Below are 14,400 nucleotides of genomic sequence, written 5' to 3'. Positions count from 1 at the left end.
TCGGAGACCCCATCCGGCTGTGACCAGCGTCGCCACGGTTTCCGCACCGATTCAGTTCAGGCCGGCCGCCGAGGTCGCGGAGGCGAGGACGTCGCACACCATGTCAAGGGTCAGGCGGCCGGTCTGGACATTGCGCTGCGACACGTGATAACAGCCGAAAAGGCGCAGGTCGCCGAGTTCCAGTTCGGCTCCGTGGCCGAACTTCGGGCGTGGCGCGGGCACCGGCCAGCCCGCCTCCGCGAGCACCGGCAGCAGCGCCTGCCAGCCGAACGCGCCGAGCACCACGACGGCTTTCAGCGTCGGCTTCAGCAAGGCGAGCTCCGCCGCGAGCCACGATCGGCAGGTTTCCCGTTCCTCAGGTGTGGGCTTGTTGGCGGGTGGCGCGCATCTCACCGGGGAGACCATCCGGGTCCCGCGGAGTTCGAGACCGTCACCGATATGGGTCGACGTCGGCTGCGACGCGACCCCGACCCGGTGAAGCGCCTTGAAGAGAACGTCACCGGACGGGTCGCCGGTGAAGAGACGGCCGGTCCGGTTCGCGCCGTGTGCCGACGGGGCGAGACCGACGATCGCCAGTGACGCGTCCGGCGGGCCGAAGCCGGGCACCGGCCGGGCCCAGTAGGTCTCGCCGGCGAACGCCGCGCGCTTGACGACGGCGATCTCCTCGCGCCACGCGACCAGCCGTGGGCAGGCGCGGCAGCCGACGACCTCGGCGTCGAGTTCGGCGAGCGAGCGGAACCTCATAACGCCTCCTTCAACGCGTCGCGGGCGAGACGGTCGGCCTGCCGGGTGGTCTCCGGCTGGCGGAACGCGGGACACAGCCGCAGCACCTGGCGGCACGCGTTGTCCAGCGAGATCTTGTGGCCGACGGAGACATGAACGGGCTTCACGCCGTCCTGGGTGCGTAGCACCGCGCCGACGACCTCGCCGTCGTCCAGCAGGGGCGCCCGCGAGCCGCGTTCGAGGCCCGGCTCGTCGTGCTCGCCGACGAACCGGGTCTTGCCGACGCCGACGGACGGCAGGCCGGTCACGACGCCGACGTGACAAGCGAGCCCGAACCGGCGTGGATGCGCCAGGCCGTGGCCGTCGCAGACCAGCAGATCCGGGACGTGATCGAGCGCGCGGAGGGCGTCGAGCAGCGGCGGCAGCTCGCGGAACGCGAAAAGGCCCGGTTCGTACGGGAACGAGATCCGGGAAACGACGGATCGCTTTTCCACGACGCGGAATCCGTCGATTTCGAGGGTGACCGCGGCGGCGGCGATGAGGCCGCTGTCCTCGTCGTAGGCGACGTCCAGCCCGGTGACCGTGGCGATCTCTTGTGGACAGCGATCTTCGAGTTCGACCAGGCCACGCAGGGTTTCCTGGATCCCGACCGCCTCCTGGGGCGTGCTCGGGCGATCATGCGCCGTGACGATGTCCACTCCTACAGACTGCCAGTAAGTTGGAGGCATGCCGGACACCAATCCCGATTCGAACACCGACAAGGCCGCCGACGAGAAGGACACCCCGTCGGTGGAAACCAAGGTCGAGCCGACCGACGACCTGGTCACCACGAAGCACACGCTGACGCTCAAGCGCAAGAAGCTCGCTTATACCGCCCAGACCGGGCGGATCGTGCTGCGGAAGGAGGTCATCACCGACGGCAAGTCCGAGGGCCACAAGGCCAAGGCCGAGGTGTTCCTGACCTCCTACACTCTCGACGACGCGGAGCCCGGCTCGCGCCCGGTCACGTTCGCGTTCAACGGCGGGCCCGGATCGGCGAGCGTCTGGCTGCACATGGGCCTGCTCGGGCCGCGCAGGGTACTTTCGGGCGATGTCGACGACCCGGTCGCGCCGCCCTACGGGCTGACCGACAACCAGGAAACCCTGCTGGCGCACAGCGACCTGGTGTTCATCGACCCGGTGTCGACCGGCTATTCGCGCGCCGTGGACGGCGAGGCCGCCAAGGAGTACCACGGGTACACCGCCGACATCGAGTCCATCGGCGAGGTCATCCGGCTGTGGGTCTCGCGCAAACAGCGCTGGCTCTCGCCGAAATTCCTGGCGGGCGAGTCGTACGGCACGCTCCGCGCGGCCGGACTGGCGTCACACCTCCAGGAACGCCATGGCATGTACCTGAACGGGCTGCTGCTGATCTCGTCCGTGCTGGACATGGGCACGCTGCGGTTCACCGAAGGCAACGACCTGCCGTACTCGCTCTTCGTGCCGACGTACGCGGCGATCGCGCACTACCACGGCCTCCACGGCGACCGGCCGCTCGACGACGTCCTCGCCGACGCCGAGGACTTCGCGGCCAAGGAACTCCCCTGGGCTCTCGCGCGCGGTGCACGTCTGTCCACACAGGACCGAGCGGAGGTGGTGGCGACACTCGCTTCCCTGACCGGCTTGAGCGAGTCCTATGTGGACCGGGTCAACCTGCGGATCGAACACGTGCGGTACTTCACCGAGCTGTTGCGGGACAAGGGTCTCGTCGTCGGACGGATGGACGGCCGGTTCACCACCTGGGAGCCCGACGGCGGCCGCGAGCACATGAGCGACGATCCGTCGATTTCGCGGATCATCGGCGCCTACGCGGGCGGGCTCAACCACTACGTGCGGGCCGAACTCGGTTACGAGAACGACCTGCCGTACGAGGTCCTGTCGACCGACGTGTTCAAGGCCTGGTCGTACTCGGACTTCGAAGGCCGCTCGGTGTCCTCTGTGGACTCGCTCGCGTCGGCCATGCGGGCGAACCCGCACCTTCGGGTGCACGTGGCCTTCGGTCACTACGATGGCGCGACGCCGTACTTCGCTTCGGAGCATGTGCTGGCGCGCTTGCAGATTCCCGAGGAGCTGCGGGAGAACATCGACACGGCGTATTACCCGGCCGGGCACATGATGTACGTGCACGAGGAGTCGCGGGTGCGGCAGGCGAAGGACCTGGCGAAGTTCATCAAGGCCGCTTCCGGGAAGTAGCCGGATACTCGTGAGTGGTAAGGACGGTTAGAACCGTCCTTACCACTCACGAGGGCAGCTAACGCCCGGTCCGGAGCACAGCCCACGCTCGGTGCAATTCAGCGGAGAGCCGGTCGATCTCACGCCGCTGCGCGGCGACAGTGCCCGCCAGTTCATCGAGGTGACCCGCCTGTGCCGCCGCCTCGAACTGCAGCTGCAACACCCTGGTGTACAGCGCGATCCTGTTGTTCTCCATGGCAGCCAACAGATTCGACGACGTGTACGGCCGCAGCGCGCTCTGCAGCCCGTCGGCGGATTCATGCTCCGTCCGGTACAGGAGACCCATCCCGAAGACAGCGGGTACGAGTTCGAATCGCCAATCCGGATACGCGGACAGCGCGTCTTCGACGGCCGTCAAAACGCCGTTCCGCTCGCCGCCCGCGTGCCGAGCGACCGTGAAGGCACCCAGGCCCACGAACCCCGCGGGCGTGAGCTCGTCGTGCCAGACCGTCGGCCCGTCCTCGCTTGCCGCATGCCGGTCTCGCGGGGACAGCAGGGACGGCTCGTAGTACAGATCCCGCCTGCCCCATGGCCAGAGGACATCGTGCATCGCGACGACCGCGTCCGGGGCGTGCTCCAGGATCCAGGCCAGTTCCCGCTCGACCACGGCGTAGTTGTGATCACCGTCGAGAACGTAGAGATCGGCGACCGGCAACTGTGGCAGCACCTCCGGCGACGGCACGGTGACCAGGTGCAGTGCGTCATGGGCCTTGACCGTCTCCCGCACCCGTTCGGTGGGCGCGGGGTCGACGCAATAGACGTCCGATGCACCGAGTTCGGCGTAGATTCCGCTGACCTGACCGGATTCGACTCCGATCTCCACGACGGTACGGATCTGGCGCCGGGCGAAAACGACCTCGAAGATCTCCCTGAAAACCGACATCGAATGCAGCAGCACCGGCGCGTTCCGGGCAGCCCTTGTCTGTGCGTGCGGGTCTTCCCTCGTCCCGCCGTGGAAGCCCGTCACCGGTTCCTCAGCCTCTTCGCCGCGATCCGGGCGGCGCCGACCGCGAGCCCGGCCGGGCCGTGCTCACGCAACTCGTCACGCACCTTCGCCGACAGTCGCTGCGTGCGGCCGGCGGCGGGCATGCGATGACCGAGCCCGGATCGCGAACGCGGCAACATCGCGAACGCGACGGTCAGCTGGAACGAGCTCACCGGCGCGCCGGCACGAGCCGCCAGCGGCAGCCAGATCGCGGCCAGCGGCGAATGGAACTCGACCATGTTCGCGCCGAGCCAGGTGCAATCCTCGTAATGCAGCCGGGAAAAGTCTTCGGTCGTGTTCCAGCGCAGCGATTGTGGCCGCCCACCCGCGATGACGTTGATCTCGATCCAGTCGACCCGCACGAGGGCGGGCCTGCCCGGTACCGCCAGCGCGATCTCCTCGACGTCGACCGCATGCACGTCCATCCGCGCGAACGACAGTCCGTTGTGGTTGATCCGCACACGACGATCGGCTCCGTCGAACCATTCGCCGCCGGTGGTACGGAATCGCACCGAAGTCGCGGAGGGCTCACCCGCCGGTTCGAACATCGCGGGGTCGATGACACCGGCGCGCACAGCGCGGGCGGCCGCGCCCAGGTGCGGATCGGACGCAGCGAGGAGGGCGGGCCAGAACGAGTCCCGCATGCCCAGATCGTCAAGGTCGCTCGGCGACAGGTACGGCACCGCCGGGACAAGGTCTTCCGGCAGGACCCGGGTGACCATGTCGGAGCCGAAGTTGTCCTCGTGCTCCCAGTTCCCGAACACCGAAGCCTCTTCGGCGGTCGGCAGTTTCAGCGCGGAAACCAGGATGTTCGCCAGCCTGTCGCCGCCCACGCGGGTCAAGGTCGGCCAGGCACCGTCCGACGCGGTCACGTAGCGATTCCACTGGTGCTGGAAGGCCCGGATGCCGTCCTGGATGGCGGAGCGCTCTGCGTTCTGCGCGTCGCTTCCGGCGGCGACGCCGAGTACCGGTGAGCCGTCGTTCGTGAAGTCGATGAGCGAACCGCACAGTGCGTTCACCGATTGCTCCAGGACCTCCGGGCTGCGCACGATCGCCCCGACGATCTCCCGTGGATGCCCTGCCTGGCCGAGGAAGCCCTCCGCACGCAGGCCTGCGAGCAGCACCTTCTCCGACCTGTCGTCGGTGGCCAGATAGAGACCCGCGGGTGCGATGTCTATCCCGGCCAGCTTCAGCACCCTGGCCAGCTGGCGCTGGATGGTGCCACCCCAGCCGAGGTCGACGAGAGTGAGGTCCGGGCGGTCCAGCGCCCCGGCCTCACGCAGGGAACGGATCAGCCGTTCCCTCGCGGCCGTCGCGGTGACGGCGAGCCGGTTCACCAGGTGCGGGGTCTCGGTCAGCGCGACGGCGAGGCGACCCACGATGTCATCGTTGTCCAGGACCGTGTCGAGGTCCTGTGCGAGATGCGGTACGTCACCGACCCGCAGGTGCAGCATCTCCAGCAACTGCCGGACGGTCAGCTGATGACGTTGCCGGACGAACTCCTGGATCGACTGCCGGTCGGCGCTGTCCAGCGCGGCGATCGAGGTGACCTGCCGGGACAACCACACCGGCTTGGCGGTGACGTCCCAGCCTCGCGCCCGGGCCGCGTTCTCGACCAGTTCGGCGAGAAGCTCGCCCTCCCGCATGGGGCACCACAGCACCGGGGTTCCCGTCTCGTGAGCCTTGCGGGCGACCCACTCCGCGAACCCGGTCATCACTGGACCGACGACCGAAGCCCCGTACCGCCAGGCGAAGCGGGTCGACGAAGCACCACCAGGTGAGTGCGCCTGCAAGGTCTTCGCACGAAGGCTGGTGATCCCGAAGTCGCCGTGGTCCGGATCGAGGTCGGGGGAATACGGACCGAACGGGTCCTGCGGCTCCCCTTCCCGTTCGAGCAGCCTGGCCAAACCCTCGTCGGCTCGTTCGTAGTGCACCGTCCGGATGCCGAGCCCACCCGGCACCTCGACGTCGGCGACCGGGTTGTCGCCGACGTGGAGCACCTGCTCCGGCCTGCGACCGAGATCCGAAAGGACGACCTCCCACAGCCCGGACGCCTTGTCGACACCGTGCTCGTGGGACCGGAAGATCCGGGCGCCCTTGAGCGCCTCCAGTTCGGGCCGGTCCAGGAGGTGTCCCAACTGCTCTTCGGTGAAGTACGTGTCGGAGACCAGGACGACCGGGACACCGCTGTCCTTCGCCAGCCGGATGACCTCCGCGATGTCGAGGTCGACCTCGGTGAGCTCGCGTTCCGCGTCGACCTCGGCGCGGACGAGCTCGTCGAGGGTGGCGCCGGGGAACAACGAGAGCGGCATGGCCCGCCAAATACCGAAAAGCGAAACTTCGCTTCCCAGCGCTTCCTGGCCCTTTCGCGAATTTCTTTCAGCCGCGACGCGCATACGACGGAAAGCGGCGTCGGAAATCCATTCCGGACATTTGCCCGCCTGTCGCAGACGGGCCGCCACCAGGCCGAACACGTCCGCAGGACGCGGAGTCCGGCGCCAAAGAATCGTATCGAAGATATCGAAAGAGACGACCGAGCAGGATCGATCGGCGATGCGCCGAGCAACCTGCTCGAGTCTCGGGTGGCCGGAAACCCCATAGTTGTCGACTGCCACAAAACCCCCAGTAGAAGTCAGCCCGACGGCCGGAACGTCAAGCTGTCCCGATCACTACTGCGCATCGTCACCCGAACGGGTGACGTTACAAGGAAGTGCCCACTCGTTCGCGCGAACGCGTCTGAAAAGGCAAATCCGCGCCATCCAGAGTCGGATGGCGCGGATTTGTCCGGTCTGTACTTATCGACCGAGAATCAGCCTCGCAGGTACTGCGCACCCCGCGTGACGGCCGACCAGGCGTCCACGGCACCGTGACCGTAGAAGCCGTTGAACGAAGCGTCACCGGTACAGGTCGCGGTGAACGACGCGTCCCGGCCTTCCTTCAGGTAGTCGACGGTCCGCGGCGTCGGGCAGGCGATGTCCGAAGCCGTGCCTTCGAGCACCCGCTGCACGGCGTCCGGGTTCATCCCGAAGTCGCGCGAACCCTTGCCGTACTGCGAAACGATCAGCGCGGCGACACCGGTCGCGTGCGGCGACGCCATCGACGTTCCCTGCAGCCACTGGTAGTAGCCGACGCGGCCGTCGGCGGCGGTCGCCTTCTTGATGCCGGCGGTGACACCGTCGGGAGTGAGGTTCCCGTCCGCGTCGATCATGCCCTCCGCGACACCGACGTTGCGCGGGTACGTCGAGAGGATCAGGTTTTCGTTCGTGCGGTACCACGGGGTGCCGAAGTAGTCACGGAAGTATCCGCCGGGCGCGGACACCGAGATCTGCTCGACGCCGTAGTTCGAGTAGTCCGCCTTCGCCTGCGACGGGCCGAAGGACGAGACACCGATCGTGTGCGGGCCTTCGATGGGCAGCGACAGGCAGCTCGCGTTGTCGATCTGCCGCGGGTGCGTGCTGTTCGACGGGTAGCCGGGGCTCGACGCGTCCGGCTGCGGGGCGGCGAGGTCGCTGTGCTGGTTGCCCAGCGAGACGACCTGGGTGACGCCCTTGCGGTGCGCGTAGTTCAGCGCGCGGGTCGTCGCCTCGATGATGGTGCGCTGCTCGGCCTGCTGCGCGGGCGTGTCCGCGGGGTTCGCGGTGCAGTTGTACAGCCAGGGGTCCGTGAAGAAGCTCATGTTCACGACGTCCACACCGGCGTCGCCGGCGTAGGTGATCGCGTCCACGGTCGGCTGCAGGAAGAAGAAGCCCGAGTCCTGACCGGCGCGGAGGTTCACCAGCGTCACGTTCGGCGCGACACCCGAGACGCCGAAACCGTTCGCGGCGGCGCCGATGGTGCCGGCGACGTGCGTGCCGTGCCCGTTGTCGTCGTGGTCCGCCGGGTCCACACAGCCGCGGAATTCACAAGGCCCGTCGACGACGGCGCCGTTGACGTCGGAGACGATGTCCTTCGTGAAGTTCCGCGACGCCGCGCGGTCGAAGTTCGGCGCGATGTCCGGGTGGCTCCCGTCGACGCCGGTGTCGATGACGCCGACCTTCACCCGCTTGTCGCCCGGCTGCTTGGTGCGCGAGAGGTCCGACCGGACCGACTTGAGGCCCCACAGCTGGTCGTCGAGCGGGTCCATGCCGACGGCGTTCGCCTGCACCGGCTTCTTGGCCGAGGCGGCGCCGCGGCCCTCCTTTTCGACGACGCCCGGCTTGACCTTCGCCTTGCCCTGCTTCGGCGCGGTACCGATCGCCTTCGCTTTGGCGGCACCGAAGACCGACCGGTCCGCGGAGACGCGCTCGGCGAAACCGTTGGCGGGCGCGGTCGCGGTGATCAGGCCGACCGCGGCGTTGCTCGTCACGACGGTGCCCCCGGCGGCACGGACCGCCCTTTCCACCGAAGCGACGCTCTGGCCTTCCCGGGCCAGTACCGAGAACTCGGTCGCCGCCCCGGAGAGCTGCGGCTGCGCGGAAGCCGTCGGCGCGGCCACGACAGCGCCGAACAGCGGTACCGCGAGCGCGAGCACGAGAGATCTGGACTTTTTCACTACCTGCCTCCTGAAGGAAACTATTCGGGCAAACTACGTCAGCGATCCCTGCGTATCAACGAAGTCCCTACGAAAGTCAGGGGACGACGGTTTTCTCTTCCGCGAAATGGCAGGCGGACAAATGCCCGCCGGACCGGGTGATCAATTCGGGTTCCTGCTCCGCGCAAATGTCCTGCGCCTTCCAGCACCGCGTGCGGAACCGGCAGCCGGACGGCGGATCCAGCGGGCTCGGCACATCGCCTTCCAGGCGGATCACCTGCCGCTGCCCGCGCAGCGCCGGATCCGCGACCGGCACCGCGGACAGCAGCGCCTGCGTGTAGGGATGCGACGGATGTTCGTAGATCTCCTCTTCCGTCCCCATTTCCACGATCTTGCCGAGGTACATCACCGCCACGCGCGTGGAAAGGTGACGGACAACCGACAGATCGTGTGCGATGAACACATAGGAAAGGCCGAATTCCTTCTGCAGATCACCGAGCAGGTTCATCACCTGCGCCTGGATCGAAACGTCGAGCGCGGAAACCGGCTCGTCGCAGATGATCACCTTCGGCCGCAACGCCAGCGCCCGCGCGATCCCGATGCGCTGACGCTGCCCGCCGGAGAACTGGTGCGGATAGCGGTTGATGTGCTCGGGATTCAGCCCGACGACGTCGAGCAGCTCGCGCACCTTCGCCGCCCGCGACCCCTTCGGCGCCACCTCGGTGTGGATTTCGAAGGGTTCACCGATGATGTCGCCGACCGTCATCCTCGGGTTCAGCGAGGTGTACGGATCCTGCAGCACGATCTGGATCTCGCGCCGCAGTCTCCTCAGTTCGGCTCCCCGCAACGCGAAGATGTCGCGACCCTCGAAGGTCGCGAGGCCGCCCGTGGGTTCTTCCAGCCGCATCAGCACCTGGGCCAATGTGGACTTTCCGCACCCGGATTCCCCCACCACGCCGAGCGTTTCGCCCGGCATCAGGTCGAAGGACACGCCGTCGACGGCCTTCACGTGCCCGATGGTGCGTTTGAAGAGGATCCCGGCACGCACGGGGAAGTACTTCACCAGGTTTTCGACGCGCAGAATAGGCTCAGACACGGTCGCTCACCACCTCGTCGGCGAAGTGGCAGGCGCTGACCCGGCCGAAGCCGAGGTTGTGCAGGGCGGGCCGTTCGGTCTCGCACCGGCTTTGCGCCCGCGGACAGCGCGGATGGAACGGGCAGCCGGACGGGATGTTCAGCAGGCTCGGCGGCAGGCCCTTGATGGTCTCCAGCGTCTGTCCTTTGAGGTCGAGCCGCGGCAGCGAGGCCATCAGCGCCTCGGTGTAGGGATGCCCCGGCGAACGGAACAGCTCGCTGACGTCGGCCTGTTCGACGATCCGGCCCGCGTACATCACGGCGATCCGGTCGGCGACCTCGGCGACCACCGCCAGGTCGTGGGTGATCAGGATCAGCCCCATCCGCCGTTCGGCCTGGATCTCCGCCAGCAGGTCCATGATCTGGGCCTGCACGGTGACGTCGAGCGCGGTCGTCGGCTCGTCCGCGATCAGCAGATCCGGATCGAGCGCGAGCGACATGGCGATCATCGCGCGCTGCCGCATCCCGCCCGAGAACTGATGCGGGTACTCGCGCACCCGGCGGGCGGCGGCGGGGATGCGCACGATGTCGAGCAGTTCGATCGCGCGCTTCCGGGCGTCCTTTTTGGACATCCCGAGCCGGACCCGCAGCTGTTCCTCGATCTGGAATCCGACGGTGAACACGGGGTTCAACGCCGACAGCGCGTCCTGGAAGATCATCGCGATCTCCCCGCCCCGTACCTCACGGCGCCGCTCTTCGGTGGCCGTGAGCAGATCCTCGCCGCGGTAACGGACCGCGCCGCCGGTGACGACGGCGGGCGGGCTGTCGAGGATCCCCATCACCGTCTGCGCGGTCACACTCTTGCCGGAGCCCGATTCTCCCAGCACGGCAAGGGTTTCCCCGGCATGCACGGAGTAGTCGACGCCGTTGAGCACGGTCGCGACGCCGTCGGACGTGCGGAATTCGACATGGAGGTCTTCCACCTCCAGCAGCAGTTCGTCGGTCACGGACGATCACCGGGCCTTCGGGTCGAGCGCGTCGCGGATGCCGTCACCGAGCATGACGAACGCGAGCACGGTGATGGTCACGAACCCCGCGGGGAACAACAACATGTGCGGATTCACCCGGAAGTAGTCCCGCGCGTCGCTGATCATCACACCCCACGAAACGACCGGCGGCCGCACACCGACGCCGAGATACGCCAGCGTCGCTTCCGCGCCGATGAACGCGCCGAGCGCGATGGTCCCGTAGACCAGCACCGGCGCGACCGTGTTCGGCAGCAGATGCCGGAACACGATGCGCGGCGTGCTCGCGCCGAGCCCGCGCGCGGCCTTGACGTAGTCGAGCTGTTTGGCCACCAGCGTCGCCGAGCGCATGATGCGCATCGCCACCGGCCAGCTCAGCGCGGCGATCGACACGACCACCTGAACGATGATGGTGACGACCCCGGGGTTCGAGCCGGGCGCGTTGAACGTGGTCAGGATGACGATCGCGCCGAGCACGAACGGCAGTGCCGCGAAGATGTCGCCCACCCGCGAGAACAGGCTGTCGACGAGACGGCCGTAGTACCCGGCGATGATCCCCACCACCGAGCCGATCAGGATCGTCAGCACCGTCGCGAAGACACCGACCAGCAGTGATGCCCGCGCGCCGTGGATGGTCCGCGCGTAGACGTCGTAACCCTGGTTGTCGTAACCGAACCAGGCTTCCGCGGACGGTCCTTCGTTGGCGTGGAGCAGATCGCTGAACCCGGCGGGCCGGGAGCTGAACAGGTCGGGCGCGATCGCGATGAGCACGACGAGCGTGATGATGACGGCGGAGATGATGAACGACGGCCGCTTGCGCAACATCCGCCAGGCGTCGCCGCCGAGGCTGCGCGGTTTGTGCGCCTCCGCGGAATCGTCGGCGACACCGGCGCCGGCGACGTCCACGGAGGACACCCCGCCGGCCACATTGGGGTCAGTCATAACGGATCCTCGGGTCGAGAACGGCGTAGAGCAGGTCGACGATGAGACTCACCAGCAGGTAGACCATCACCAGCAGGACGACGACGCCGGTGACGGTGGCGCCCTCCCGGTTCTGGATACCGCGGAAGATGAGCCCGCCGATGCCGTTGATGTTGAACACGCCTTCGGTGACGATGGCCCCGCCCATGAGCGCGCCGATGTCGGTGCCGATGAAGGTCAGCACCGGGATCACCGAGTTCCGGAGCAGGTGCACGCCGACGACGCGGCTGCGCGGCTGCCCCTTCGCGACGGCCGTGCGGACGTAGTCGGCGTGCCGGTTCTCGGCGATGCTCGTTCTGGTCAACCGGGCTATGTAGGCCATCGACAAACTGCCTAGCGCGATCCCTGGCACGATCAGTTCGCCGACCGTGGCGTCCTCGGACACGCTCGCGTCGATGATGCCCAGTTCCGAACCGAGGACGATCTGGAGCACGATCGCGGTGACGAACACCGGGATCGAGATCAGGAACGTGGTGGACATCAGCACGAGGTTGTCGAGGAAACCCTTGCCGCGCAGGCCGGTCAGGATGCCCGCGGACAGGCCGATGATCGCTTCGATGGCCACCGCGATGAGGGCGAGCCGGACCGTCACCGGATAGGCGTTCCCGATCAGTTCGCCGACCGAGACACCGTTGAAGGTCTCGCCCCAGTCGCCGGTGAACAGGTTGCCGAGGTATTTGAAGTACTGGACGAAGATCGAATCGTCGAGGTTGAACTTCGCGGTCATCATCTCGATGTAGGCGGGCGGGCAGGCGACCTGACCGCATTTGCCGGCGAACGGGTCACCGGGCACCGCCCACACGAGGGCGTAGATGAGGAACGTGGTGCCGAAGAAGACCGGGATGAGTTGAAGTAGTCGTCGGAGGATGTACTGGGGCATGGGCGTGCCGTCCTGAGGATCGCGTGGTGGGAGCCGTGGGTCCGGCCGGCCGGGAGCGGTGCGCTCCCGGCCGGCACGACCACGCGATTACTTCGCCGCGACCTCGATGGACGAGTAGTCCGCGAGTCTGCCGAAGTCCAGCTTCACGGTCTTGAGCCGGTTCGACTTGCCGCCGACACCCTTCTCTTCCCACACGGGGATCTGGGGCAGATCCTTCGCGATCAGATCCTCGGCCTGCTGGTACAGCTTGATCGCGGCCGCCTTGTCGGCGGTCTGGTCCGCCTGGGTCAGCAGCGCGTCGACGGCCGGGTTGTTGTACGTGGAGTCGTTCGACGAACCGGTGCTCTTGTAGCGCGGGTTCAGGTAGTTCTCGATCGACGGGTAGTCGGCGGACCAGTCGGAGCGGCCCATGCCGGTCAGCTGGCGGTTGTTGACGATGCTGCGCCACTGCCCGAAGTCGGTCGCCGGCACGAAGTCGCATTCGACGCCGAGCGCGTTCTTGATGCTGTTGCACGCCGCGACCAGCGGCTCCTTGCGGCCACCGTCGGCGTTCGACGCGATGGTCAGCTTGCCGGTGTAGCCGGACTTCGCGAAGAACTCCTTGGCCTTCACCGGGTCGAATTTGCAGAATTCGCAGACGCCGGGCCGGTAACCCTCGATACCGCGCGACACGTAGCCGTCGGCGGGCGCGTAGGTGTCGTTCATGACGGTCTTGACGATCTGCTCGCGGTCGATGGCCAGCGAGATCGCCTTGCGCAGGTCCAGGTTGTCGTAGCCCGGGACGTAGTACGGAAGCGCCAGCGCGCTGATGCCGAGCAGCTTCCCTTCGATCAACCGCTCACCGAGGTCGGTCTTGTACTTGCCACCGGCCTTCGCCGCGGGCGGAAGCGCCTCCATGAAGTCGAGGCGGTTGCTCAGCAGGTCCTGGTACGCGGTCTCCTGGCTGGTGTAGATGCGGACTTCCAGATCCTTGAACTTGACCTTGTCCTCGCCCTGGTACTCGTCGAACCGCGTGAGCTTCATGTTCTGGTTCGGCGTGCGCGAAACGAACTTCAGCGGCCCGTTCCCGATCGGGGCTTTGGCGAACGCCTCCGGGTCGGCGAAGAACTTGTCCGGCAGCGGCGCGAAGGCGAGGTAGCCGATCTTGGTGGCGAACACGGAGAACGGTCCCTTGAGGGTGACCTGGAACTCGTAGTCGTTCACGACCTTGAGCCCGGACATCTCCTTGACGGCCGGTTCCTTGGCGCTGATCTCGTCGTAGCCCTGGATCTGCTCGAAGAACGACGCGTTCTGCATGCCGTTCTTGCCGTTCGCGCTGTAGTTCCAGGCGTCGACGAAGTTCTTGGCCTTGACCTCGGTCCCGTCGTGGAACTTCCAGCCCTTCTTGATCTTGATGTCGAAGACCTTCGAATCGGTCGTGGTGATCGATTCGGCCATCAGGTTGTACGGCTCGGCCGTGTCGGACTTGTAGCCGACGAGCGCCGAGAAGACCGGCTTGAGGGCCTTGGACCCACCGAGCTCGTTGGTGTTGGCGGGAATCAGCGAGTTCTCCGGCTCGGTGCCGTAGACCGAAACCGACGCGTTGGCGTCGACGGCGCCGGACCCCTTGTTCTCGCTGGAGCCACCACCTCCACAGGCCGTCAGCAGCAGGGCCGCCGTGGCCACCACCGCCGTCGCTCCCCAGAACCCGCGTGAAGCCCGCATGTCCACTCCAACTCTCGTCGTCGGATAGTCCGGCGAGCGCTGGTCGCGCCCCACCGTCCAGAAGGTGAGACGACGCTATGGGACAGGTGAAGCCGATCACAGTGCGTTGGTGTTGCAAATGTGTGACGGTCTCCCGGACCACCCGGTTAGAGCACAACGTTGGTAGGAACGGCGCTGCGCCGAACGGCCCAATCCGGACTGGAGGTCACCGCTTGATCACCTAAAGAAATGGCTTCCTGTAAGAGAA

Annotated in this window: 11 protein-coding genes; 1 reads left to right on the top strand and 10 read right to left on the bottom strand. The window is 67.0% G+C overall.

Annotated features, from left to right (window positions below):
* Positions 1–51 precede the first annotated feature (51 nt).
* Together ACZ3HL_RS09010 and ACZ3HL_RS09005 are read right to left on the bottom strand one after the other, a co-directional pair.
* Positions 52–744 (bottom strand): uracil-DNA glycosylase, encoded by a 693-nt coding sequence (locus ACZ3HL_RS09010; protein WP_465411056.1) that lies wholly within the window; start codon positions 742–744, stop codon positions 52–54.
* Complete coding sequence (locus tag ACZ3HL_RS09005; protein ID WP_465529814.1) at positions 741–1,421, bottom strand: endonuclease V; 681 nt, start codon at positions 1,419–1,421, stop codon at positions 741–743. Before ACZ3HL_RS09005 ends, ACZ3HL_RS09010 begins: the two co-directional genes overlap by 4 nt.
* Before the next feature lie 28 nt (positions 1,422–1,449).
* Here ACZ3HL_RS09005 and ACZ3HL_RS09000 point away from each other — a divergent pair, with 28 nt between their 5' ends.
* Entirely contained in the window at positions 1,450–2,955 is a 1,506-nt protein-coding gene (locus tag ACZ3HL_RS09000) for a S10 family peptidase (RefSeq protein ID WP_465529812.1), read from the top strand.
* A gap of 58 nt (positions 2,956–3,013) precedes the next feature.
* Here the strand turns inward: ACZ3HL_RS09000 and ACZ3HL_RS08995 are convergent, their stop codons facing one another.
* From ACZ3HL_RS08995 to ACZ3HL_RS08960, 8 genes are all read right to left on the bottom strand, one after another.
* Positions 3,014–3,961 (bottom strand): class I SAM-dependent methyltransferase, encoded by a 948-nt coding sequence (locus ACZ3HL_RS08995; protein ID WP_465529810.1) that lies wholly within the window; start codon positions 3,959–3,961, stop codon positions 3,014–3,016.
* The gene (locus ACZ3HL_RS08990; RefSeq protein ID WP_465529808.1) at positions 3,958–6,594 is read right to left on the bottom strand and encodes an HAD family hydrolase; all 2,637 of its coding nucleotides are present in this window, start codon (positions 6,592–6,594) and stop codon (positions 3,958–3,960) included. Before ACZ3HL_RS08990 ends, ACZ3HL_RS08995 begins: the two co-directional genes overlap by 4 nt.
* 194 nt (positions 6,595–6,788) lie before the next feature.
* The gene (locus ACZ3HL_RS08985; protein WP_465530026.1) at positions 6,789–8,489 is read right to left on the bottom strand and encodes a S8 family serine peptidase; all 1,701 of its coding nucleotides are present in this window, start codon (positions 8,487–8,489) and stop codon (positions 6,789–6,791) included.
* A gap of 97 nt (positions 8,490–8,586) precedes the next feature.
* Entirely contained in the window at positions 8,587–9,585 is a 999-nt protein-coding gene (locus ACZ3HL_RS08980) for an ABC transporter ATP-binding protein (RefSeq protein ID WP_126736438.1), read from the bottom strand.
* A complete protein-coding gene (locus ACZ3HL_RS08975) occupies positions 9,578–10,570 on the bottom strand; it encodes an ABC transporter ATP-binding protein (protein WP_465411048.1) in 993 nt (330 codons plus the stop codon). The genes ACZ3HL_RS08980 and ACZ3HL_RS08975 overlap by 8 nt, the downstream gene beginning before the upstream one ends.
* A gap of 6 nt (positions 10,571–10,576) precedes the next feature.
* Positions 10,577–11,530 (bottom strand): ABC transporter permease, encoded by a 954-nt coding sequence (locus tag ACZ3HL_RS08970; RefSeq protein ID WP_465411047.1) that lies wholly within the window; start codon positions 11,528–11,530, stop codon positions 10,577–10,579.
* On the bottom strand, positions 11,523–12,449 hold the full coding sequence (locus ACZ3HL_RS08965) for an ABC transporter permease (protein WP_465411046.1): 927 nt from the start codon (positions 12,447–12,449) through the stop codon (positions 11,523–11,525). The genes ACZ3HL_RS08970 and ACZ3HL_RS08965 overlap by 8 nt, the downstream gene beginning before the upstream one ends.
* 87 nt (positions 12,450–12,536) lie before the next feature.
* Positions 12,537–14,153 carry a peptide ABC transporter substrate-binding protein gene (locus ACZ3HL_RS08960; protein WP_465411045.1) on the bottom strand — a complete coding sequence of 539 codons (1,617 nt, stop codon included), beginning with the start codon at positions 14,151–14,153 and terminating at the stop codon, positions 12,537–12,539.
* Positions 14,154–14,400: the final 247 nt, after the last annotated feature.

The organism is Amycolatopsis sp. NPDC000009 (genome assembly GCF_055563465.1).
Note: the sequence above shows the minus strand (reverse complement) of the source record. Positions and strands in the feature narration are given on the sequence as shown.

Excerpts from the sequence above, each read along its gene's own strand:
- ACZ3HL_RS09010 (WP_465411056.1), bottom strand. The coding sequence starts at position 744 with ATGAGGTTCCGCTCGCTCGCCGAACTCGACGCCGAGGTCGTCGGCTGC.
- ACZ3HL_RS09000 (WP_465529812.1), top strand. The coding sequence starts at position 1,450 with ATGCCGGACACCAATCCCGATTCGAACACCGACAAGGCCGCCGACGAG.
- ACZ3HL_RS08970 (WP_465411047.1), bottom strand. The coding sequence starts at position 11,530 with ATGACTGACCCCAATGTGGCCGGCGGGGTGTCCTCCGTGGACGTCGCC.
- ACZ3HL_RS08965 (WP_465411046.1), bottom strand. The coding sequence starts at position 12,449 with ATGCCCCAGTACATCCTCCGACGACTACTTCAACTCATCCCGGTCTTC.
- ACZ3HL_RS08960 (WP_465411045.1), bottom strand. The coding sequence starts at position 14,153 with ATGCGGGCTTCACGCGGGTTCTGGGGAGCGACGGCGGTGGTGGCCACG.